The sequence below is a fragment of the Actinomycetospora sp. CA-084318 genome (genome assembly GCF_050955885.1).
Taxonomy (GTDB): domain Bacteria; phylum Actinomycetota; class Actinomycetes; order Mycobacteriales; family Pseudonocardiaceae; genus Actinomycetospora.
This window is the reverse complement of record NZ_CP192098.1, coordinates 6,029,085-6,051,037: the sequence shown is the minus strand read 5'-3', so window position 1 is coordinate 6,051,037 and position 21,953 is coordinate 6,029,085. Positions and strand designations below refer to the sequence as shown.

The window sequence follows — 21,953 nt, the reverse complement described above, 5'->3', positions numbered from 1 at the left end:
GGTCCGATACGTCGGCAGAAACGGCGATCGGCGTGTCGCGGGTGTGACGGCGGAGACAGTCGCGAGTCGTCGGACACCGTGTATCGGTTACCGTTGGTACGGGTAACCGCAGGTAACAGTGACCGTCGGTACGGAGGAGTTCAGCACCATGACCACCGTCGAGAACACCCCGAGCACCGGGCGACGGGACGACGTCGCGGAACGGCTGCTGCGGTCGGCCGGGGAGCTGTCCTACGACCCCCTCGCCGAGGTCGACTGGGAGACCCCGCTCGACCCCGCCCACCACGGCTGCAGCCCGGAGTGGAGCACGCTCTACGGCACGGCCTACTGGGACGAGATGAGCGAGGCCCAGCGGGCGGCGCTGACCCGGCAGGAGGCCGCGTCGGTCGCCAGCACGGGCATCTGGTTCGAGATGATCCTGCAGCAGATGGTCATCCGGGACTTCTACGCGAAGGACCCGACGGACCCGGCGTTCCAGTGGGCGCTGACCGAGATCGCCGACGAGTGCCGGCACTCGATCATGTTCGCCCGGGGCGCCGAGAAGCTCGGGGCGCCGGCCTACCGCCCGGCCCGCCACGTCATCGAGGGCGGCCGCGTGTTCAAGGCCGTGGCCACCGGTGAGGCCGCCTACGCGTCGATCCTCGTCGCCGAGGAGGTCCTCGACGTCATGCAGCGCGACTGGATGCGCGACGACCGCGTCGCCCCGTTCGCGCGCACGATCAACAACATCCACGTGGTCGAGGAGGCGCGGCACATGCGCTTCGCCCGCGAGGAGACCCGCGAGCGCCTGGAGGGCGTCGGCCCGGTCCGTCGTCGGGTGCAGGCCCTGCTGGTCGCGTTCGCCGCCTTCTTCATCGTGACGAGCATGTGGAGCCCGAAGGTCTACGCGAACGCCGGCCTCGACCCGAAGCGGGCGCTGCGGGAGGCGAAGGCGAACGAGCACCACCGCGCGATGCTGCGCTCGAGCTGCGCGGAGCTCATGGAGTTCCTCGGTTCGGTCGGGCTGCTGACCCGTCCGGCGCGGGCGATCTACCGCGCCGCGCACATCCTGTAAGAGGTCACGCCGTGCCCTTCGCGATTACGCAGTCGTGCTGTGTCGACGCCTCGTGCGTCACCGCCTGCCCGGTCAACTGCATCCACCCCGCGCCGGGGGAGCCGGACTTCGGCTCGACCGACATGCTCTACGTCGACCCGCGTGCCTGCATCGACTGCGGGGCGTGCGCCGAGGTGTGCCCGGTCGACGCGGTGTTCCCGGTGGAGAACCTCGTCGGCCCGCTGCGCGAGTACGCGGAGGTCAACGCCGAGTACTACGCCGACCGGGAGGCCCCGGCGGCGCTCGCCGGGTCCCCCCTGTTCCACGCGTGGGACCCGGTGCGCTTCGATCGCGTGCTGCCCGCGGACTTCCCGCGGCTCGAGGTCGCGGTGGTCGGCAGCGGCCCGGCGGCGATGTACGCGGTGGAGGACCTGCTCCTGCACACGACCGCCCACGTCACGATCATCGACCGGCTGCGCGAGCCGGGTGGGCTGGTGCGCTTCGGGGTCGCACCCGACCACGCGTCCACCAAGCAGATCGGCGCGCACTTCGCGCGCTACCACTCCCACCACCGGGTGCGGATGCGCCTCGGCGTCGAGGTCGGGCGCGACGTGACGGTGGAGGAGCTGGGCCGGCAGTACGACGCGGTGATCTACGCCGTCGGGGCCGCCGAGTCGCGTGACCTCGGCATCCCGGGCGAGGACCTGCCCGGCAACCTGGCCTCGACCACGGTCGTGCACTGGTACAACGGCCACCCCGGGATCCCGGGTTCCGCCGTCGACCTGTCCGCGCCGCGGGTCGTGGTGGTCGGCACCGGCAACGTCTCGCTCGACATCGCGCGCGTCCTGGCGGCCGACCCCGCCGCGCTCGCCGGGGTGGCGCCGGGGGCGCTCGACGCGTTGCAGCGCAGCGCCGTCCGCGAGGTCGTCCTGCTCGGGCGACGAGGACCGCGCGAGGCGGCCTGGACCCGCGGCGAGCTGCTCGGGCTGCTGCGCCGCGACGACCTGGAGGTGGTCGTCGACGACCACTCGTCCCAGGTGACGGAGGCGATCGGCGCGGCGGGCCCCACGGAGACGGCGAGCCTGCTGCGCGACGTCCCGGTGCTCTCGTCCGCCGTCGAGCCTTCCCGACGACGCGTGGTCCTGCGGTTCTTCGCGACGCCCGAGGAGATCGTGGGCTCCGACCACGTGGCCGGGGTCCGGTTGGTGGGCGGGGACGTGATCGAGGCCGGCACGGTGATCCGGGCGATCGGCCACCGCGGCCGCGCCGTGCCGGGTCTGCCGTTCGACGCCTCGTCGGGAACGGTGCCGCACGTCGAGGGGCGGGTGCAGGACCGACCCGGCACCTACGTCGTCGGGTGGATCAAGCGGGGTGCCTCCGGCGGCATCGGCGCCAACCGGGCCGACGCGGCCGAGACGGTGGCCTCGCTCATTGCCGACGGCGGAGCGGGTGTGCTGGGCGAGGGTGCGTCGCGGAACCCGGTGCGCCGGGCGCTCGGGCGGCTGACGCGCCGCTGAGCCGACCCGCCGAGCAGCTGCCCCGGCCGGAACCAACGACGCGTTCGTGCAGGTAGAGGCCACGAGCGCGTCGTTCGTTCCAGCGCGATCGGGTCGTATCCACCGGTATCGCGGCGACGCTAGACAGTGGTAGACGACCCAATGAGCCACGAGATCGGGGCCGATCGACTCGTCTCGGGTTCGTCCTAGACGTGTGTAGACGACGCGATGCCGGGCGCGACGATGGCGATCTGCACGCGTCCAGTGGGAGCAACGCGCCATCGTCGACCCGGGCCCGTCGCGACGTTGTGGCGAACCTGCCACTGGATGACAGCAACGACGCTTCGCTGCCACCGAAGCACGGGGGCTACGACCCCCGCAGCGCATCCAGACCCGGCCAGACCACGGCCATGAGCATGTCGGCCAGGAGGTCGGCCGGCTCCTGGTCGCCGACGGCGTGCTCCCCTCCGAGCCACCAGTCGGTCAGCCCCTCCGCGGCCCCCACCAGCGTGTGCGCGATCGGCTCCGCCGCCTCGACCGACCCGCCCAGCTCCGCGGCGAGCAGCTCGGCGGCCCGCAGCACGATGCTCCGGCGCGCCGCGTCGACCGGTCCGGCGAACTCGCCCACCGAGGCCTGCCGATAGAGCACGGTCCAGCCCTGTCGGTGGGTGGTGACGGCGCCGAAGAAGGCGCGCAACGCCCGGCGCAGCCGCACCCGGGCGCCCGGGTCGCCCGACCCGCCGGCGGGGAGGCCCGCCGCGGTCAAGGTCGACAGCAGCCGGTCGGCCTCCCGGGCCAGGCACGCGGCGAACAGCTCGTCCTTCGTGCCGCCGTGCGCGTACACCAGCGGCTTCGAGACGCCGGCGCGGGCCGCGATCGCGTCCATCGACGCGCCGTGCAGGCCCTCCTCGGAGAACACCGCGATGGCCGCGTCCAGCACCTGGCGGCGGCGCACCTCGGGGGCGAGGCGGCGGCGTGTTCCGGCGGTCACGCTTGCATCTTATCTACTGCTGCGTAAAGTAGCGAGCACCAGCGGGACCGCTGGTACCTGGAACCTCACTCGGAGTGGAGACCGTGGCCGAGAAGATCGACGTCAACGAGCTGGGTCGCGGTGTCGACCTCAAGAAGCTGTCCAACGACGAGCTGATCGGCGCCCTCCGCGACGCCCTGTCCGAGCCCGAGGGCGCGAAGGGCGTCGACGCGTCGATCTTCGCCCGCCTGGTGAAGGGCGCGAGCAAGCAGCAGCTCGAGGCGATCATGAGCTCGGACGCCCGCCGTCCGGTGATCGACGCGATCTTCGGTCGGATGAGCGAGTTCTACTCGTCGAAGGGCGCGAGCTCGAAGCGGCAGGTCGTGCACTGGCACGTCACCGGCGCGCCCGGCGGCGGCAGCGACGACTACCAGACCGCGATGCAGCACGGCACCTGCACGGTCTCCACCAGCCTCGACGAGGAGCCGCGCACCGAGCTGTTCATGAACGGCACGGAGTTCCTCAAGGTCGTCACGAACAACGCGAACCCGATCACGCTGTTCATGACGCGCAAGCTCAAGGTCTCCGGCGACGTCGGGTTCGCCACCGCCCTGCAGAAGATGTTCACGATCCCCTCCGCGTAAGGCACCCCCATGACTTTCTCGATGGAACTGTCCGAGGAGCACACCGACCTCCGGGACTGGGCGCACGGCTTCGCCGCCGACGTCATCCGGCCCGCGGCCGAGGAGTGGGACGAGCGCGAGGCCACCCCGTGGCCCGTCCTGCAGGAGGCCGCGAAGATCGAGCTCTACAACTTCGAGACGCTCGCGTCCTTCTGGGGCGACGAGACCGGCCTGAGCCTGCCGATCGTCAACGAGGAGCTCTTCTGGGGCGACGGTGGCATCGGCATGGCGATCTTCGGCACCACGCTCGCCGTCGCCGGCATCTTCTCCTCGGGCACCCCCGAGCAGATGGTCGAGTGGATCCCGCAGTGCTACGGCGACGTCGACGACGTCAAGGTCGCCGCCTTCTGCTCGTCCGAGCCGGAGTCGGGTTCGGACGTCGGTGCCATGCGGACCAAGGCCGTCTACGACGAGGCCAAGGACCAGTGGACGATCTCCGGCGCGAAGGCGTGGGCCACCAACGGCGGGATCGCGAACATCCACGTCGTCCAGGCCGTCGTCGACCCCTCGCTCGGCACCCGGGGGCAGGCCGGCTTCGTCATCCCGCCCAACACGCCGGGCCTCGAGTCCACCCGCAAGATCAAGAAGATGGGGCTGCGCGCCTCGCACACCGCGGACGTCTTCCTCGACGACGTCGTCGTGCCCGGGTCCTGCCTGCTCGGCGGCAAGGACAAGCTCGACGAGCGCCTGGCGAAGGCTCGTGAGGGTCAGAGGTCCAAGGGCTCCGCGGCCATGCAGACCTTCGAGCTCTCCCGCCCGACGGTCGGCGCCCAGGCGATCGGCATCGCCCGCGCGGCCTACGAGTACGCGCTCGAGTACGCGAAGGGCCGCCAGACGTTCGGGCGCCCGATCATCGACAACCAGTCGATCGCGTTCACCCTCGCCGACATGAAGACCGAGATCGACGCCGCCCGCCTGCTGGTCTGGCGGGCCGCCTGGATGGGGCGCAACGGCGTGCCGTTCGAGGCGGGCGAGGGCTCGATGTCCAAGCTCAAGGCCGGCCGCACCGCGGTGTGGGCCACCGAGCGGGCCATCCAGATCCTCGGTGGCGCCGGCTACTCCCGCGAGCACCCGGTCGAGCGCATGCACCGCGACTCGAAGATCTACGACATCTTCGAGGGCACCGAGCAGATCCAGCAGCTCGTCATCGCCCGGTCCATCAGCGGCCGGCACATCGCCTGACACCAGGCTCCCTGCCCGCACGAGGGGGGCGGGCAGGGTCCCCCGAGAACGCTCCCCCGACACGGCCCCGGCCGCCCACGTGGCGCCGGGGCCGTCGTCGTCCCGGGCCTTCCCGACGTCGGGCCCTGCCGCGGCTCAGCCGCGCCAGCGCGCCACTCCCGGCCCGTCGAGCAGGTCGTAGGCGGGGGCGCGGCCGCACGCGCCGGCCACGAGTGCCAGCGCCGGGCCGCTGATCGGGTCGCCGTCCCCGTGCACGAGGTCGACGTCCGTCGCCTCCAGCCGGACCCCGTCGAGACGGCCACGGGGCAGGAAGGGACCGACGGCCCGCGGGGTCGTCAGGAACTCCAGCGACGGCCGGACGTGCGCGGGGTGGACGTGGTCGACGGCGGCGTGGCCCGCGAGCGCCCACAGGACGTCGACGGTGTGCACCAGGACGTCGGTGAGCGAGGCCGCCAGCGGCAGTCCCGGGGCGTGGAACCTCGACCCCGCGTTCGCCTCGAGCACGTCGACCAGCTCCGCGACGTCGCGCTGTGCGAGCGACCGGGCCCAGACGTCCATCGCCCCGGCCGGTCCGCGGTGCCGGACCATCGAGAGCGCCATCCGCGGCAGGGACACCTCGAACGGCGTGACCATGTGCGCGAGCACCTCGCGGGTCCGCCAGCCCGCGCACAGGCTCGGCCGCTCCCAGTCCTCGCCGTCGAGGGCCCGGAACCGTCGGACCGCGGTGAGCCGCTCGGTGCGCAGGATGTCGTCCACGCGCCGGACCGTAGGAGGTATCGCCGTGGAGTGGAATCCACTGCTGGTCGACCAGCTCGAGTTCCAGTGGGCCACGTCGCTGCGCCCGAAGCTCGAGGGACTCACCGACGCCGAGTACCTCTGGGAGCCCGGCCCCGGGGCGTGGACCGTGCGGCCACGGGCGGAGGCGATCACCCGACCGTGGGGCGGCGGGGACATGGTGCTCGACTTCGCGGCCCCGGCACCCGAGCCGCCCCCGATCACCACGATCGCCTGGCGGCTGGCCCACGTGATCGTCGGCTGTCTGGCGGTGCGCACCGCGAGCCACTTCGGCGGCCCGCCCGCCGACTTCGCGACGCACCACTACGCGGCCGGCGCGGACGAGGCGCTCGACCAGCTCGACGCGGCCCACGACCGCTGGGTGGCCGGTGTCCGGGCGCTCGGCGAGGAGGGCCTCGCCCGGCCGTGCGGCCCGGCGGAGGGCCCGTTCGCGGCCGAACCGCTCGCGGTCCTCGTGCTGCACATCCACCGCGAGGTCATCCACCACGGTGCGGAGATCCTGCTGCTGCGTGACCTGTACCGGGTTTCCCGGGGGTGACGCGGGGCACAGAGGTGGTACGACCCGGCGACAGGAAAGGACGTGCCATGGCCGTCGACATCAGCCAGTCCCCGGCCGACGGCGGCCTGCAGGCCGACCCATCCGGGGTGTCGCACCAGCTCACCGAGGCGCTCGGCACCGACTTCTTCTCGGTCCGCCAGCGCTTCACCAAGCAGCAGTGGGACACGTTCATGGCCGTACGCCGGTACGTCGACCACGAGGTGCTGCCGGTGGCGGCGGAGGCGTGGGACGCGGCACAGATGTCGTGGGACGTGATCAACCGGCTCCCCGAGCTCGGGATCGTCGGCGACGACATCGAGGGCAACGGCTGCCCGGGCCTCGACCCGCTCTCGTGCGGGCTGGTGTCGATGGAGCTGGCCCGCGGCGACGGCAGCCTCGCGACGTTCCACGCCGTGCAGTCCGGCCTGGCGATGAAGGCCATCGACATGCTCGGCTCCGACGAGCAGCGGGCGCGGTTCCTGCCGGGGATGGCGCGGCTGGACATCGTCGGCGCGTTCGGGCTCACCGAGCCCGACCACGGGTCCGACTCGGTGTCGCTGGAGACCACCGCGCGCCGGGACGGCGACGAGTGGGTGCTCGACGGGCGCAAGCGGTGGATCGGCAACGGCTCGGTCGCCCACCGCACGGTGGTGTGGGCGCGCAACACCGAGTCCGGCGACGTCCACGGCTTCGCGGTCGACACGACGACGCCGGGCTACGCGGCCAGCGTGATCCCCCGCAAGGGCTCGATGCGCTCGGTGTGGCAGGCCGACATCCGGCTCGACGGCGTCCGCGTCCCCGAGTCCGACCGGCTGCCCGGCGCCCGCACCTTCAAGGACACCGGCCGGGTCCTGGCCACCACGCGCGGCACCTGCGCGTGGATCGCCCTCGGCCACGCCACCGCCGGCTACGACGCCGCGCTGCGCTACGCGCTCGAGCGCAAGCAGTTCGGGCAGCCGCTGGCCTCGCTGCAGATCGTCCAGCAGCGGCTCGTCAAGATGCTCGCCGAGCTGACCGGCATGCAGCTCTACTGCATGCAGATCGCGCAGCTGGCCGAGGCGGGCGACCTCTCGCCCACCATCGCGGGCCTCGCGAAGATGAACAACACCTCGAAGGCCCGCTGGATCCTCTCCGAGGCCCGGGACCTGCTCGGCGGCAACGGCATCCTGCTCGACAACCACGTCATGCGGCACATGGCCGACATCGAGTCCGTGCACACCTTCGAGGGCACCGAGACGATCCAGACCCTGATCGTCGGGCGGGAGATCACCGGGCTGGGCGCCTTCACGTAGCGGCGCTCAGCGCCACCACTTCGGGCCCTTCACCTCGACGGACCCGAAGGCCACCTTGCCGGTGACCACGACGTGCGGGCGGCCGGACGCGCTGCCGCCCCGCCGCTTGTCCTCGATGCTGCCGGCGGTCGCGCTCACGCCCTCCAGCGAGGCGCTGGCCGTGTCGGGCAGCCTCAGCTCCACCGAGCCGAGCGTCATGTCCACGTCGATCTCGACGACGTCGTGGTCGATGACGGCCTGGGTGAGGTCGAGCTCGGCCGACCCGAGCCACCCGTCGATCTCCATGCGCCGCGGCACCGCCCACGCCCCGGAGCGCTTGACCGACCCGAGCGTGGCGTGCAGCGCGACGGTGCCGCTGGTGTCCCCGCCCGACCAGGCGTCGCGGGGGGTCCGGCGGCGCTCGCGGGACTCGGCCTCGGTGCGGGCCCGGGCCCGATCGGGATGGTCGAGCGGCAGGTCGACCACGAGGGAGTTCAGGTCGCGGCGGGTGCGCGCCGTCGTGGCGAGGCCGGAGCGCCGGTCGAACTCGAGGGTGTCGATCAGCCCCCGGCTCACGGCGTCCTGCAGCAGCCCCACGACGTGCTCGCGGTCGTCGTGGTCGACCGGGAGGTCGGCCGGGGACGGGGGCAGGTCGTCCGTGCCGCCCGATCCCGACGACGCGTCGGGCGGGGTCGGTGCCTGCGTGGCCGGGTCCGGGGCGGGGCCGTCGGGGCCGTCGGTGCTGGTCTGCTCGCTCATGCCGACGACTCTGCCGCCCCGCCACGCCGGACACCTCGGGGTCGGACCCTGAGGTCGGCGGGGGTCGGGGTCGGGCGATCGGGGTGTCTCGGCTCGTATCGGCACGACGCGAGACAGGCCGATACGAGCCGAGAGACACGAACCGGTGACGGTTGCGCGCGACCGACTAACGCGGCTCGGGGTGACGGCGATGACCCCGACATGACCCGTTCGGCCCAGCGATGCATCGGGCATCCGGCGGGTTCCCGTCGTCTGAGGAGATCGTCGTGACCGCTCCCGCCGCCCGCGGACCCCGCCGCCGTACCGTCGCCCGGGCACCGCACGCGGCGGTGCCCCCCGCCCGCCGCCCCGCGGAGGAGGTCCCACCGGCGTCGCCGGAGGCCGTGACCCCGCGCGAGCGCGCGATCCTCATGGCGGTCGCCGCCGGGCGGTGCACGATGAGCCCCGAGCGGGCCGACGGCCTGCTCGTCGACGCCCGTCCGTGCGCCGATCAGTTCGCGGGGCACCGTCTCCTGCGCGCGGGCCTCGCCCGCCTCGTCGCCCAGCCGCCGGGGCGGCCGTGCACCGTGGAGCTCACCCCGGCCGGGGTCGCGCTGCTGGGCCTGCCGATCACGCTCTGACCGGCCGGCCGATCATCACCGGCAGGTGCTCGTAGCCGCGCAGGATGCGGGTCCGGCGCCGGACGGGCTCCCCGCCGGACGCCAGGTCGGGGTAGCGCTCGAACAGCGCACGCAGGGCGACCTCGCCCTCCATCCGGGCCAGCGCGGCGCCCAGGCAGTAGTGGATGCCGTTGGAGAACGCGACGTGGTCGCGGGCGTTCGCGCGCCCGACGTCGAAGGCGTCCGGGTCGGTGAACACGTCGGGGTCGCGGTTCGCGGCGGCGAGCACGGTCACCACGAGCGACCCGGCGGGGATCTCCTGCCCCGCCACCGAGGTGTCCCGCTTCGCCGAGCGGGCGGTCCGGGACACCGGGGACTCCACCCGCAGCACCTCGTCCACCGCGTTCGCCCAGAGCGCGGGGTCCGCCGCGAGCCGGTCCCGTTGGTCGGGGTGGTCCAGGAGCAGCCGGGTGCCGTTGCCGATGAGGTTGACCGTCGTCTCGAACCCGGCCGCGAGCACGAGCAGGGCGGTGCTGGCCAGCTCCGGCTCGGACAGCCGGGACCCGTCGTCGTCGGCGGCGGTCACCAGGGAGGACAGCAGGTCGTCGCCCGGCTCCGCGCGCAGCCGGCGCAGGTGTCCGCCCATCCAGTCGTGCAACGCGGCCACGTTGGTCTGCACGCTCGCCCACTGCTCGCGCGGCAGGCCGAGGTCGAGCGAGGCGGCCGCCCCGTCGCCCCAGGCCAGGAACTGCTCGCGCATCGAGGTCGGCACGCCGAGCATCTCGGAGATGACGGTGACCGGGAGCAGGCTCGCGTAGCGCGCGACGAGGTCGACCGACCCGGTCCCGTCGTCGAGGTCGTCGAGCAGTTCCTGCGCGATCTCCTCGGTCCGTCCGCGCAGGGCCGCCACCCGCTTCGCGGTGAACGCGCGGGTGACCAGCCGGCGGTAGCGGGTGTGGTCCGGGGCGTCGACCGCCAGCATCGACGGCGGGTCGATCGGGCCCGGGTGCGGCGGCGGCCCGGCGAGGCGCAGGGCGAGCCGGACCGGGGCGGGCATCGAGCCGTCGCGGTTCGCCACCCCGAAGTCCTCGCTGCGCAGCACCTCGGTGCACACGTCGTGGTGGACGGTGACCCTGGAGAACGCGCCGTGTGCGAACGGCCGACGTTCGCGGAGCCGCTCGTAGTGCGCGAACGGGTCACCCTGCAGCTCGGGGTCGAGGAGCAGCGCGGCGTCGTCGTTGCCGCGGCGGGCCTGCCGCCGGATGGCCGCACGCATGACGCCGTGCGTCGCCGCCCACCGGACCGTGTCACGGATCATGCCCCGAGATGGTACGTCAGAGTACCGATCCTGTCCCGGACGATGTCGTCCGTGGCACACGGCGCGCACCGGACGTCGGCCGTGGGCCACCGCTGACATGCCGGGGCCCGCGACGGGTACACGCCTGCGTGCGCACCACCGTGGCCGCCCGAGGCACCCTGCCCGCCGACGAGGCGTGGGAGCGCTACGCCGACCTCGACGCCTGGCCGCGCTGGGCACCGCAGATCACCGGCGTGACGGCCCCGGCCCGCCGGCTCGTCCCCGGCCTCGAGGGCGTGGTCCGGGCGGCCGGGGTGGTCCACGTGCCGTTCACGGTGCTCGCCGTGGACGAGGTGGCGCGGACCTGGTCCTGGCGGGTGCGCGTGGGACCGGTCCGGCTCGTCCTGCAGCACGGCGTCGACCCCGACGGGGACGGCTCCCGCACCTGGCTCGTCACCGAGGGCCCCGCGCTCGTGGTCGCGCCGTACACCCCGGTGGCGCTGGTCGCCCTGCACTCGCTGGTGCGGCCGTGACCCGGACGACGGAGGTCGTCCTGGTCTCCGACACCCACGCCCGGTGGATCCCCGACCAGGTGTGGGCGGCGGTCGAGGCGGCGGACCTCGTCGTGCACGCGGGCGACTGGACCGACGTGGCCACCCACGACGCCTTCCTCGCCCGGTCCCGGCGGCTGGTCGCCTGCTGGGGCAACAACGACGGCGAGGACCTGCGCGCCCGGATGCCCGAGGTGGCCCGGACGACGGTCGACGGGCTCCGGCTCGCCGTGCTCCACGAGACCGGGGACGCGAAGGGGCGCGAGCGCCGGTGCGACGCGTGGTTCGGACCGGACGCCGACGAGCCCGCGGACGTGGTCGTGTTCGGGCACAGCCACATCCCCTGGGACACCACGACACCCGGTGGGGTGCGCCTGCTCAACCCGGGATCACCCACCGACCGCCGTCGGCAGCCGTTCTGTACCTTCATGTCGGGTTCGGTGCGCGACGGAGCGCTCAGGATCACCCGGCACGACCTCCCGCCCCGCACCGGACGGCGCTCCTGACGATCACGCATCGTCACGCCGAGCGTCCCGCCGCCGGGCGTCAGGACCGTGTACGGCCGTCGCGGGGCACCGATTTCCGGCACCGGGGCAACGTCCCGGCGCCCTCGACCGTCCCCCTTCACGAGCACGGTCAGTGATGCCCGTACCGTTCTCCCGACACCGGGCGTGCGGACGTGCGCGACCCGACCGCACGCGGACGACCAGACGGGAGGACGGCGACCGGCCGGCGGTCCGACGGGAACCGCACGCCGAACGCCACGACGACGAGGACTCCAGGAACGCTCCCCAGCTCCACCCCTCCTCGAGCCCCTGCCTTCGAGACGAAACGGCCGATGACGCTTCTAGCCGAGAGACCTGCCGACGAGGTCGACGAGAGTGAACTCGTCGTCGGTCGTCGCATCCAGGAGTTCTCGCAGCTCGCCGGACCCGTCCGGGAGCTGGACGGGGACCCCGCGGACTACCGCGTCTCCTACCGCGGTGTCGACGCCGTGCACGGCAAGGGACGGGTCTGGCGCTCGCTGCTCGTCGCGGGCCTGAACTTCGCCTTCGAGGCCCTCTTCTTCCTCTGGCTGCTGCACCCGTCGCACCGGCCGCCGGTCGACCAGTACGCCCCGGCGTTCGCGACCTACGCGAACTGGGTGGTCATCGGGTCCATCGGCCTGATGGAGCTCCTGCGGCTCATCAACGTCTTCTCGCTGTCGCTGGCCTCGGTCATCTCCCGCGACCCGGTGCCCGTCCCCCCGGTCGCGAACCAGCGCATCGCCTTCCTGACGACGATCGTCCCCAGCAAGGAACCGATCGACGTCGTCCGCGGCACGCTGCAGGCCGCGCTGCGCATCCGCTACCAGGGGATCCTCGACGTCTGGATCCTCGACGAGGGCGACGACCCGGCGGTGCGGGCGATGTGCCGCGAGCTCGGCGTCAACCACTTCACCCGCAAGGGCATCGAGAAGTACAACCGCAAGAAGGGCGCGTTCAAGGCCAAGACGAAGCACGGCAACTACAACGCCTGGGTCGCGGAGCACGGGGACTCCTACGAGATCTTCCTGTCCGTCGACCCGGACCACGTGCCGCTGCCGAACTACGCCGAACGCATCCTGGGCTACTTCCGCGACCCCGACGTCGCCTTCGTCGTCGGCCCGCAGTGCTACGCGAACGACGAGACGTTCGTGACGCGGGCCGCCGAGTCGCAGCAGTTCCCGTTCCACTCCCTCATCCAGCGCGCGGCCAACCGCTACAACGCCGCGATGCTGGTGGGCACGAACAACGCCATGCGCATCAGTGCGCTCAAGGGCATCGGCGGGCTCTCCGACTCGGTCACCGAGGACATGGCGACCGGCCTGAAGTTCCACGTGCGGCGCAACCCGCAGACCAAGGCGCGGTGGAAGTCGGTCTACACGCCGGACGTCCTCGCGGTCGGCGAGGGCCCGTCGTCGTGGGGCGACTTCTTCAGCCAGCAGATGCGCTGGTCCCGCGGCACGTTCGAGGTGCTGCTCACCGAGTTCTGGCGCCGGCTCCCGATGCTCTCGCCCGGCCGGGCCCTGCACTACATCCTGATCACCACCTTCTACCCGTCGATGGCGATCGGCTGGATCCTCGGCGCGGTCAACGCGGTCCTCTTCCTCGCGCTCGGCGTGCAGGGCGTCGTCGTCCCCGTCCAGCTCTGGCTCGCGCTCTACGTCGACGCCACGGCCTTCCAGCTGTGGGTCTACCTGCGCAACCGGCGCTACAACGTCAGCCCCTACGAGGCCGAGGGCTCCTCCGGCGTCAAGGGCATGCTGATGTCGATCTTCGCGTCGCCGATCTTCGCGGCCTCGCTGATCGCGACGATCCTGCGCCTGCCGGCGAAGTTCGTCGTCACGCCGAAGGGCCTGTCGTCCAGCGCCGACCACGTGCTGACCTTCCGCCGCCACCTGCAGTGGGCCGTCCTGCTGCTCGGCGCGATCATCACGTCGATCTTCATGGGCTACGCGACGCCCGCGGTGCTGCTCTGGCCGTTCGTGGCCCTGTGCGCCTGCCTCGCGCCGCCCGCGCTCTGGATCGTCGAGCGGGTCGTCGGCCGCCAGCCGGTGATCACCGCCGAGCCGGCCCGGACCTCCAGCGGCCACACCGGCATCACCACCGAGTCGCTGCAGCGCGCCGCGCTCGACGCGATGATCGCCGAGGGACCGGCCTCCGCGCCGTTCCGCTCGCCGCTGGTGGGCAAGCTCCCCGAGGGCTGGATCCGCACCGGCGAGCGGCGGGTCCCCGCCGGGGTCGGCGCCGGCCCGGAGGCCCCCCGGACCGAGGTCGCCGGCGAGCGGTACCGCCCGCTCCCGGCCGGCTGGGTGCGGCAGGGCGAGCCGGGGGCGGAGTCCCCGGCCGGCCCGGCGCCCGTGTCGCCCGCCGTCGGGACCCCGTCGCCGGGTCCGCGCACGCCGAACCCGGGGCCGCGTCCCCTCCGGCCCGCCGCCGAGGCCGGCCCCGGCGGCCCGCGTCCGCGTCCGACCCCGCAACCGACGCCCGGACAGCCCCCGGTCGGCCAGCCGGGCCAGCCCGCGCAGCCGGGCCAGCCCGCACAGCCGGGTCAGCCCGGCGCCGGGCAGGGCCCGCGTCCGGCCGGTCCCGGCCCGCGCCCGACGCCCGGGCCGCGCACGACGGGCCCGCGGCCCGCTCCGCAGCCGGGGCGTCCCACGCCCGCGCCGGCGGAGCGTCCGGCCGCGGAGCAGGGCCCGGCACGCCCGACGCCGCGACCGGACCAGCGACCGGAGCAGCGTCCCGAGCCGGTCCGCCCCGCCCGTCCCGAGCCGCACCGGCTCCGGCCGGCCGCGGCGGCGACGCCCGAGGTCCCGGAGACGCCCGAGTCGCCCGCGGCCCCGACGGTGCACCGCAACGGGATCACCCCGATCGAGCGCCGCTCGCGGACCTCGGCGGACGGCCGGCCGGGCCGTGCGGCGTCGTCGGGCGAGCCGGCGGCCGAGAGTGCGCCCGCCGCCGTGCACGGCACCAACGGCGCGTCGAGCAACGGCTCGCCGCGCGCCGGGACCCCGGTGAACGGTCGGCCGGTGCCCGGGACGAACGGCACGAACGGCGCCGGTCACACCGAGGTCACACCCCGCGGTGGCGACAATGGTCAGGACGACGGTCTGACGACGAGCGAACGCGCGCTGCACGCCTCGACGGTGGCGGTGCGCGTGGTCGCCCTCGCGGCGGTGGCGCCGCCGGCGGGCCGCTCCGACGACGCGCGTCGTCGCGTCCGCCAGCCGGAGCAGACGGAGGCGAGCTGATCCGGCCGTCCCCGTCCTCGCGACGGTGATCCGGTCGGGCTCGGCACACGAACACGAGGTGGTGCCCCGGCGTGGCCGGGGTGCGGACGGGTCCCGTCAGCGTGGATGGGACTCTGGGCGGCAGGACCCGACCGGTCCGCCGCAGGACGACGACCACGAACGACACCGGGGGTGGCTCGGCAGGATGTCGGCACGACGGAGGCACATCGCCTCGGGCGCGCTCGCGATGATCGCGGCACTGACGCTGGCCGGGTGCTCCGGCGGGGGCACCTCCGAGGAACCGGCGTCGCCCCAGACGATCGTCCCGGCCGCGGCCTCGGAGTTCTGGGTGGACCCGGCGTCCACCGCGGCCAAGCAGGTCGAGGAGTGGCGCAACCAGGGTCGCTCCGCGGACGCGACGGAGCTGGAGAAGATCGCCCGGCAGCCGGTCGCCCGCTGGATCGGCAGCGACGGCAACACCGGCGACGAGGTCAGGGGCCTCGTCGGGCAGGCGAAGGCCGCGGGACGGACCGCCGTGCTCGTCGCCTACAACATCCCGAACCGCGACTGCGGGCTGTACTCCCAGGGCGGGGCGTCCGACGACGGCGCCTACCGCGACTGGGTCGGGCAGTTCGCGTCCGGCCTCGGCGGGACGCGGACGATCGTCATCCTGGAGCCCGACGCCCTGCCGCAGACACTCACCAACTGCGAGGGCCAGGGCGAGCAGGAGGGCCGTGAGGCGCTGCTCTCCGATGCGGTGAAGACGCTGAGCCAGGCCGGCGGCGAGGTCTACATCGACGCCGGGAACCCCGGCTTCGTCACCGACACCGGCAAGCTCGCCGACGGGCTGCGCAAGTCCGGCGTCGCCCAGGCGGCCGGGTTCGCGCTGAACGTGTCGAACTTCCAGGCCACCGACGACGTCGAGTCGTACGGCAAGAAGGTCTCCGACGAGCTCGGCGGCGCGAAGTTCGTCATCGACACGAGCCGGAACGGCAACGGGTCCTACGACGGTCCGCAGCAGCCGACCTGGTGCAACCCGCCGGGTCGGGCGCTCGGCACCCCGCCGACCCGCGACACCGGCGACTCGCGGGTGGCCGCGTTCCTGTGGGTCAAGGAGCCGGGCGACTCCGACGGCGAGTGCCGCGGCGCCCCGAAGGCCGGCGAGTGGATGCCGGACTACGCCCTGGGCCTGGCCAAGGCCGCGAAGAGTTCCTGACGACGGGGGTCCACCCCTGCCGGCAGGAAAGCGTCGTTGCTGTCATCAGATGACAGCAACGACGCTTTCCTGTCACGGGGGTAGGGCTCAGGTGCCGTAGCCGTACACGACCGCGGCCATGTCCTCCGCGCCGTGGCCCTGCGCGGAGGCGGCCGCGAGCCGGTCGGCCACGGCGTCGGCGAGCGTGGTCGCCGTCCCCGCCTCGGCGAGGGCGTCCCGGATCAGGCCGGTGTCCTTGATGACGCCGTCGAGCTCGAACGAGGGCGTGTAGTCGCCCGTGATCATGGCCTTGCCCTTGAGCTGCACGTAGGGCGCGTCGACGGCCTGGCCCTCGACGGCCTCGAGGAACTGCTGCGGGTCGAGGCCGAGCCCGCGGGCCAGCGCGATCGACTGGGCGATGCCGTTGACCATCACGCCGATCCAGGCGTTCACCGCGAGCTTGAGCCTGCTCCCGTCGCCGAGGGTCTCGCTCACCCACTGGGTCCGGGCGCCCATCGCGTCGAAGGCGGGCGTCACCTTCTCCCGCAGCGCCGACGGTCCGGACGCGAGGATCACGAGCTTGCCGTTCTCCGCCGGCGCCTTCGTGCCGAGCACCGGGGCGTCGAGCACGTCGATCCCGTGCTCCGCGGCGAACGCCTCGACGCGCCGCGTGCCGTCGATCCCGACGGTGCTCGCCTGCATCCACACCGCGTCGTCGCGCATCGAGCCGGCCGCGTCGGCCATGACGGCGAGCACCGGCTCGATGTCGAACAGCATCGTGACGACGACGTCCGCGCCGGCCACGGCCTCCGCGGCGGATCCCGCCACCGTGGCGCCGTCGTCGGCCAGCGGCTTCGCCTTCTCCGTGCTGCGGTTCCAGACGGTGACCTCGTGCCCCTCGCGCAGCAGGCTGCGCGCCATGCCCGCGCCCATGATCCCGGTGCCCAGGACGGCTACTGAACTCATGCCCGGGGACTACCCCTACCGACCCATCGTGAAGAACTCCGCGTTCGGGCGCAGAGCGGTCAGGTGGGCCAGCCGGTTGGACATCGCGAACAGCGCCGCGATCGACCCGACGTCCCAGATCTCGTCGTCGGACAGGCCGGCCTCGCGGGCGGCGTCGACGTCGTCGTCGGTGAAGCTCGCGGAGTCGACGGCGAGGGTCAGGGCGAGGTCGACGATCGCGCGCTGCCGTCCGGTGAGTTCGGCGCCGTAGGGGTTCGTCCCCACCGCGTCGGCCAGGAACGGGTCCTTCGAGCGCACCCGCAGGATCGCGCCGTGGGCGACGATGCAGTAGGTGCAGTGGTTCGCCCCGGAGGTGGCGACGACGACGAGCTCGCGCTCGGCCTTGGACAGGCCGTCGTTCGAGTCCATCAACGCGTCGTGGTAGTCCAGGAACGCCCGCAGCTCGCGCGGACGACGCCCGAGCGCGCGGAAGATGTTCGGCACGAAGCCGGACTTCTCGGCGATCGCGCCGACCCGCTCCCGCAGGTCGTCGGGCAGGTCGGAGAGCTCCGTGACGCCGAAACGGCTGACCTGGTCCATGGCGCCAGAGCCTAGTGAGGTGCGCTGCGCGCCCGTGAGCACTTCTGACGGCGATCACCGTCAGAAGTACTCACGAGGGCGGAGCCCACTGCACGTGGCAGCGCGCGGCGGTGACGTCCTTGATCCGCTGGACGGCCGGCTGCGAGCGCTGCTCGAGCTGCGCCAACCGGTTCCGGTCGATGCGGTTGGGGTCGCCCCGCGTGGCCGCGAGCGAGCCGAGCGCCTGGTTCGTGAGGTCGGAGACCGTGCGCCAGTCGGCCGCGAGCTCGGGCGGCGCGGTCGCGACCAGGGCGTCGACCTGCCGGCGCGCGGCGTCGCTCGCCACCTGCACGCCGCCCTGCCCGGCCTGCGGCGAGGTCTGCTCGGCCTGCACCCGGACCACCGTGTCGCAGTAGGACTTCACGGCGGGGTCGATCGGCGGCGTCGTCGGGTCGTCGCCCGCGCCGCCGCACCCGGCGAGCAGCAGCGCGCCCGCGAGCACGGACCCGGCCAGCAGCCGCCGTCGCACCATCCGCCGTCCTCCCGCGTCGTCACCCGACCGTGATGGTGTCAGCCGCGCCGCGGCGTCCCCCGGTCGGGCCGCTCACCGGGCAGGAGCGGTGTGCCCTCCCGCGCGGCCGGGTCGTCGTGTCACAGTGACCTCTCGACACGTCACGGACGGCGACGGGGAACGGGGTGAGTGCCGTGCAGGTGACCGACGAGCACCGCGCGATCGTCCGCCGGTGGTGCACCGCGCGGGTGCCGGAGACGCAGCGCGACTCGATGCAGATCTCGTACTCGGAGCGCGCCGGCCGGATCACGCTCTCGTGCCGCCGCGCGCCGGTATTCCCCGAGCTCGCCACGGAGTGGTCGACCGCGCCCATCGCCCAGCTGCGCTACGACGCCGCCGACGGCCGCTGGGTGCTGCTCTGGCCGGACTCCGGCGGCCGCTGGCACCGCTACCCCGACGAGACGAAGGCCTCGTCGCCCGCTCCGCTGCTCGACATCGTCGACGCGGACCCGACCGGCATCTTCTGGGGGTGAGCGGAGCGACGGGGGAAGGGCACCGCCCCGACGCCTCGACCGTCGCCGCCCGGGTGGGTGCCTTCTCGCACCGGTCCCGACGGCGGGTCGACCCGGCCTCGCTGCCCGAGGTCCGGTCCTCGCGGGACGGCTCGATGCGTCCGGCGCGCCGCGCGGCGGTCGCGGTGGTGGTGCTCGACGACCCGACGCGCGGACCCGGCGTCCTGCTGACCCGCCGCACGTCCAAGCTCCGCGACCACCCCGGGCAGTTCGCGCTGCCCGGCGGCTCGCTCGATCCCGGCGAGGACGCGGTGACCGCGGGGCTGCGCGAGCTCGACGAGGAGCTCGGCCTGCGGCTCGGCCCGGCGGACGTCGTGGGCCTGCTCGACGACTACCCGACGCGCTCGGGCTTCGTCATCACCCCGGTCGTCATGACGACGAGCGCCCCGCTGGACTCGCTCGCGCCCTCGCCGGACGAGGTCGCCCGGCTGTACCACGTCACCCTCGACGAGCTCGACGTCGAGCCGAACTACCTCGAGATCCCCGAGTCCGACCGCCCGGTGGTGCAGCTGCCGATCGTCGGTCACCGGGTGCACGCGCCGACGGCGGCGGTGCTGCTGCAGTTCACCGAGGTGGCCCTGCACGGCCGGCCCACCCGCGTGGACGGACTCGAGCAGCCGGTCTTCGCCTGGCGGTGATCCGACGTCGACGCCGTGAGCCTTGACCGTTAACGATGCGTGACGAGCGCCCTGTTCCGATGCGTCCCGGGTATCCCCCGTGTATCTGTGGTCAGGCACCCTGACGAAGGAAGCGTGAGCGCTCGTGTGCGGAATCGTTGCTGCGTTCGGTGACATCGACCCCGAGAAGTGCGAGCGGATGCTCGCGCGGATCCACCACCGCGGCCCGGACGACTCCGGCCGTGTCCGGCTGGAGAGCGCGTGGCTCGGCCACCAGCGGCTCTCGATCATGGACGTGACCGGCGGGAAGCAGCCGATCGCCGACGAGACCGACTCGGCGTACGTCGTCGGGAACGGCGAGATCTACAACCACGCCGACATCCGCGAGGCGCTCTCGGAGGTCCGGTTCGCCACCGACTCCGACACCGAGTCCGCGTTCCGGCTCGTCGTGCGCGACGGCTCGGCCGCGCTGCACGACCTGCGCGGCATGTACGCGCTCGCCATGGCGCACACCGACGGCCACGGCGTCGTCGCCCGCGACCCGATCGGCATCAAGCCGCTGTACTGGGCGAAGCTGCCCGGCGTCACGCTGTTCGCCTCCGAGCTGCGCGCCTTCGACGAGGCCGACCAGCCGCACGTCGAGGCCTTCCCGCCCGGCTACGTCTGGAGCCCGGGCCTGCCCGACTCGGGGATCGACGTCGCCGACGGCACGATGGTCCGCTTCGCCGACGCCGTGCCGGTGCACGTCCGCCCCGCGCGCTACGCCCCGGACAAGCAGTGGGACGACGACGTGCTGGCGCACGTGCGGAGCGTCCTCTCCGACTCGGTGCGGCGGCACATGATGTCCGACGTGCCGGTGGGGGTGTTCCTCTCCGGCGGGCTCGACTCGGCGATCGTGGCGGCCGTCGCCGCGCAGGTCGCGGCGGAGAAGGGCGAGAGGCTGCCCACCTTCGCCGTCGGGACCGAGTCGAGCGCCGACCTGCTCGCCGCGCGGGCCGTGGCGGAGTACCTCGGCACCGACCACCACGAGATCGTGCCGACCGCGGAGGACCTCGAGGAGGCCCTCGACGAGGCCGTCACGGTCATCGAGCACTTCGACCCGGCCCTGGTGCGCTCGGCGGTGCCGAACCTGCTCCTGGCGCGGGAGGCGGTCAAGCACGTCAAGGTCGTGCTGACCGGCGAGGGCGCCGACGAGCTGTTCGCCGGCTACTCCTACGTGCACACCGACCCGGCCTTCGCGACGCCGGACGCCCTGCAGGCCGAGCTGGTGCGCTCGATCGAGACGCTGCACGAGCTCAACCTGCAGCGCTGCGACCGCACCACCATGAACTACGGCCTCGAGGCCCGCGTGCCGTTCCTCGACGCCACGGTGATGGAGGAGATGCTCGCGATCCCCGCCGAGTGGAAGCTCATGGGTGAGGGCCGCACCGAGAAGCAGCTCCTGCGCGAGGCGTTCCAGGACATGGTCCTCGACGACATCCTCTGGCGCGGCAAGGAGCAGTTCGGCGACGGCTCCGGCGCCGGCGAGGTGCTCGCCACGCTCGTCGAGAAGGAGAAGGCGAAGGAGGGCGCGCAGGGCGCCGAGCCGCCCGTCGTCGAGAACGGCTGGGAGCTGCGCAGCGACGAGGAGGTCGCGTACTACCGGACGTGGCACCGCTCGTTCGCGGGCGTGAAGCCGAACGCGACCCTCGGGGCGTTCGCCACCGCGTGACGCCGGGCCCGGGTCCGGCCGTTCCACGACGGCCGGACCTGGGTATCCGCACGTCATGAGCAACGTCCCCGGCATCGAGCTGAACAGTGGCGCGACGATCCCGCAGCTCGGGTTCGGTGTGTTCCAGATCGAGCAGTCGCAGACCGCGGAGACGGTCGGCAAGGCGCTGGAGATCGGCTACCGCCACATCGACACCGCGCAGATGTACGGCAACGAGGCGGAGGTCGGCGAGGCCATCCGCAGTTCGGGGATCGGGCGGGACGAGCTGTTCGTCACCACCAAGTGCAACAACTCCAACCACGGCCGCCTGGACTCGCAGAAGGCGCTCGACGAGAGCCTGCGCAAGCTCGGTCTCGACTACGTGGATCTCTACCTGATCCACTGGCCGCTGCCGGGCAAGGACCTCTACGTCGACACCTGGCGCGGGTTCGAGGAGGCGGCGAAGGACGGCAAGACGCGCTCGATCGGCGTCTCGAACTTCCAGGACCACCACCTGGAGCGCCTCTTCGCCGAGACCGAGACGGTCCCCGCCGTCAACCAGATCGAGCTGCACCCGCACATGCAGCAGTTGGCGATGCGGTCGTTCGACGAGCGACACGGCATCGCGACCGAGGCCTGGAGCCCGATCGGGCAGGGCAAGGGTGTCATCGACGAGGAGACGATCGAGGGCATCGCGAAGAAGCACGACAAGACCGGGGCGCAGGTGACGCTGCGCTGGCACGTCCAGCTCGGCAACATCGTGTTCCCGAAGTCGGTGACGCCCTCGCGCATCCAGGAGAACTTCGACATCTTCGACTTCGAGCTCTCCGACGAGGAGATGTCGGCGATCGGCGAGCTGGAGCGCGCCGAGCGCATCGGCCCCGACCCCGACCAGTTCGACCGCTGAGACCGCTCCTCC

Annotated in this window: 22 protein-coding genes; 15 read left to right on the top strand and 7 right to left on the bottom strand. The window is 73.1% G+C overall.

Annotation, left to right across the window (positions count from 1 at the left end; translation table 11 throughout):
• Positions 1-148: 148 nt before the first annotated feature.
• Both ACQPYX_RS29575 and ACQPYX_RS29570 read left to right on the top strand, forming a co-directional pair.
• Positions 149-1,054, top strand: coding sequence for an AurF N-oxygenase family protein (locus ACQPYX_RS29575; RefSeq protein ID WP_433800819.1), 906 nt, complete (start codon positions 149-151; stop codon positions 1,052-1,054).
• Positions 1,055-1,065: 11 nt separating this feature from the next.
• Positions 1,066-2,550, top strand: coding sequence for an FAD-dependent oxidoreductase (locus tag ACQPYX_RS29570; RefSeq protein ID WP_433800818.1), 1,485 nt, complete (start codon positions 1,066-1,068; stop codon positions 2,548-2,550).
• A gap of 346 nt (positions 2,551-2,896) precedes the next feature.
• Here the strand turns inward: ACQPYX_RS29570 and ACQPYX_RS29565 are convergent, their stop codons facing one another.
• The gene (locus ACQPYX_RS29565; RefSeq protein ID WP_433800817.1) at positions 2,897-3,520 is read right to left on the bottom strand and encodes a TetR/AcrR family transcriptional regulator; all 624 of its coding nucleotides are present in this window, start codon (positions 3,518-3,520) and stop codon (positions 2,897-2,899) included.
• 74 nt (positions 3,521-3,594) lie between these two features.
• Here ACQPYX_RS29565 and ACQPYX_RS29560 point away from each other — a divergent pair, with 74 nt between their 5' ends.
• Together ACQPYX_RS29560 and ACQPYX_RS29555 are read left to right on the top strand one after the other, a co-directional pair.
• Complete coding sequence (locus ACQPYX_RS29560) at positions 3,595-4,143, top strand: SCP2 sterol-binding domain-containing protein (RefSeq protein ID WP_433800816.1); 549 nt, start codon at positions 3,595-3,597, stop codon at positions 4,141-4,143.
• Positions 4,144-4,164: 21 nt separating this feature from the next.
• Positions 4,165-5,364, top strand: coding sequence for an acyl-CoA dehydrogenase family protein (locus ACQPYX_RS29555; protein WP_433800815.1), 1,200 nt, complete (start codon positions 4,165-4,167; stop codon positions 5,362-5,364).
• Between the two features lie 135 nt (positions 5,365-5,499).
• Here ACQPYX_RS29555 and ACQPYX_RS29550 read toward each other — a convergent pair whose 3' ends face one another.
• Positions 5,500-6,120, bottom strand: a complete 621-nt coding sequence (locus ACQPYX_RS29550; protein WP_433800814.1) for a maleylpyruvate isomerase family mycothiol-dependent enzyme — start codon at positions 6,118-6,120, stop codon at positions 5,500-5,502.
• A 19-nt stretch (positions 6,121-6,139) separates the two neighbouring features.
• Here ACQPYX_RS29550 and ACQPYX_RS29545 point away from each other — a divergent pair, with 19 nt between their 5' ends.
• Together ACQPYX_RS29545 and ACQPYX_RS29540 are read left to right on the top strand one after the other, a co-directional pair.
• Positions 6,140-6,697, top strand: a complete 558-nt coding sequence (locus ACQPYX_RS29545) for a DinB family protein (protein ID WP_433803837.1) — start codon at positions 6,140-6,142, stop codon at positions 6,695-6,697.
• Positions 6,698-6,744: 47 nt separating this feature from the next.
• Positions 6,745-7,989: an acyl-CoA dehydrogenase family protein gene (locus ACQPYX_RS29540; protein WP_433800813.1), complete on the top strand. Its 1,245-nt coding sequence runs from the start codon at positions 6,745-6,747 to the stop codon at positions 7,987-7,989.
• Between the two features lie 6 nt (positions 7,990-7,995).
• On the opposite strand, the gene ACQPYX_RS29535 is transcribed toward ACQPYX_RS29540, so the two are convergent.
• The gene (locus tag ACQPYX_RS29535) at positions 7,996-8,727 is read right to left on the bottom strand and encodes a DUF1707 SHOCT-like domain-containing protein (RefSeq protein WP_433800812.1); all 732 of its coding nucleotides are present in this window, start codon (positions 8,725-8,727) and stop codon (positions 7,996-7,998) included.
• 266 nt (positions 8,728-8,993) lie between these two features.
• Here ACQPYX_RS29535 and ACQPYX_RS29530 point away from each other — a divergent pair, with 266 nt between their 5' ends.
• A complete protein-coding gene (locus tag ACQPYX_RS29530; protein WP_433800811.1) occupies positions 8,994-9,347 on the top strand; it encodes a hypothetical protein in 354 nt (117 codons plus the stop codon).
• On the opposite strand, the gene ACQPYX_RS29525 is transcribed toward ACQPYX_RS29530, so the two are convergent.
• Positions 9,337-10,644, bottom strand: a complete 1,308-nt coding sequence (locus ACQPYX_RS29525; RefSeq protein ID WP_433800810.1) for a cytochrome P450 — start codon at positions 10,642-10,644, stop codon at positions 9,337-9,339. The two genes, ACQPYX_RS29530 and ACQPYX_RS29525, sit on opposite strands and share 11 nt — an antisense overlap.
• Positions 10,645-10,772: 128 nt before the next feature.
• Between ACQPYX_RS29525 and ACQPYX_RS29520 the strand changes: the two genes are divergently transcribed.
• From ACQPYX_RS29520 to ACQPYX_RS29505, 4 genes are all read left to right on the top strand, one after another.
• On the top strand, positions 10,773-11,156 hold the full coding sequence (locus tag ACQPYX_RS29520) for an SRPBCC family protein (protein WP_433800809.1): 384 nt from the start codon (positions 10,773-10,775) through the stop codon (positions 11,154-11,156).
• Positions 11,153-11,680, top strand: coding sequence for a metallophosphoesterase family protein (locus tag ACQPYX_RS29515; protein WP_433800808.1), 528 nt, complete (start codon positions 11,153-11,155; stop codon positions 11,678-11,680). The genes ACQPYX_RS29520 and ACQPYX_RS29515 overlap by 4 nt, the downstream gene beginning before the upstream one ends.
• A gap of 332 nt (positions 11,681-12,012) precedes the next feature.
• Positions 12,013-14,946, top strand: a complete 2,934-nt coding sequence (locus ACQPYX_RS29510) for a glycosyltransferase family 2 protein (protein WP_433800807.1) — start codon at positions 12,013-12,015, stop codon at positions 14,944-14,946.
• 184 nt (positions 14,947-15,130) lie between these two features.
• The gene (locus ACQPYX_RS29505) at positions 15,131-16,141 is read left to right on the top strand and encodes a glycoside hydrolase family 6 protein (protein WP_433800806.1); all 1,011 of its coding nucleotides are present in this window, start codon (positions 15,131-15,133) and stop codon (positions 16,139-16,141) included.
• Between the two features lie 87 nt (positions 16,142-16,228).
• On the opposite strand, the gene ACQPYX_RS29500 is transcribed toward ACQPYX_RS29505, so the two are convergent.
• The 3 genes from ACQPYX_RS29500 to ACQPYX_RS29490 form a co-directional block, all read right to left on the bottom strand.
• Positions 16,229-17,086, bottom strand: a complete 858-nt coding sequence (locus tag ACQPYX_RS29500; protein ID WP_433800805.1) for an NAD(P)-dependent oxidoreductase — start codon at positions 17,084-17,086, stop codon at positions 16,229-16,231.
• 15 nt (positions 17,087-17,101) lie between these two features.
• The gene (locus tag ACQPYX_RS29495; RefSeq protein WP_433800804.1) at positions 17,102-17,665 is read right to left on the bottom strand and encodes a peroxidase-related enzyme; all 564 of its coding nucleotides are present in this window, start codon (positions 17,663-17,665) and stop codon (positions 17,102-17,104) included.
• Between the two features lie 70 nt (positions 17,666-17,735).
• Positions 17,736-18,176, bottom strand: a complete 441-nt coding sequence (locus tag ACQPYX_RS29490) for a hypothetical protein (RefSeq protein ID WP_433800803.1) — start codon at positions 18,174-18,176, stop codon at positions 17,736-17,738.
• Positions 18,177-18,349: 173 nt separating this feature from the next.
• Between ACQPYX_RS29490 and ACQPYX_RS29485 the strand changes: the two genes are divergently transcribed.
• The 4 genes from ACQPYX_RS29485 to ACQPYX_RS29470 all read left to right on the top strand — a co-directional run bounded on the left by ACQPYX_RS29485 (position 18,350) and on the right by ACQPYX_RS29470 (position 21,941).
• Entirely contained in the window at positions 18,350-18,688 is a 339-nt protein-coding gene (locus ACQPYX_RS29485) for a DUF3024 domain-containing protein (RefSeq protein WP_433800802.1), read from the top strand.
• Entirely contained in the window at positions 18,685-19,365 is a 681-nt protein-coding gene (locus ACQPYX_RS29480) for an NUDIX hydrolase (RefSeq protein ID WP_433800801.1), read from the top strand. Before ACQPYX_RS29485 ends, ACQPYX_RS29480 begins: the two co-directional genes overlap by 4 nt.
• 124 nt (positions 19,366-19,489) lie before the next feature.
• On the top strand, positions 19,490-21,055 hold the full coding sequence (gene asnB, locus ACQPYX_RS29475) for an asparagine synthase (glutamine-hydrolyzing) (RefSeq protein ID WP_433800800.1): 1,566 nt from the start codon (positions 19,490-19,492) through the stop codon (positions 21,053-21,055).
• Between the two features lie 55 nt (positions 21,056-21,110).
• Positions 21,111-21,941 (top strand): aldo/keto reductase, encoded by an 831-nt coding sequence (locus ACQPYX_RS29470; RefSeq protein WP_433800799.1) that lies wholly within the window; start codon positions 21,111-21,113, stop codon positions 21,939-21,941.
• Positions 21,942-21,953: the final 12 nt, after the last annotated feature.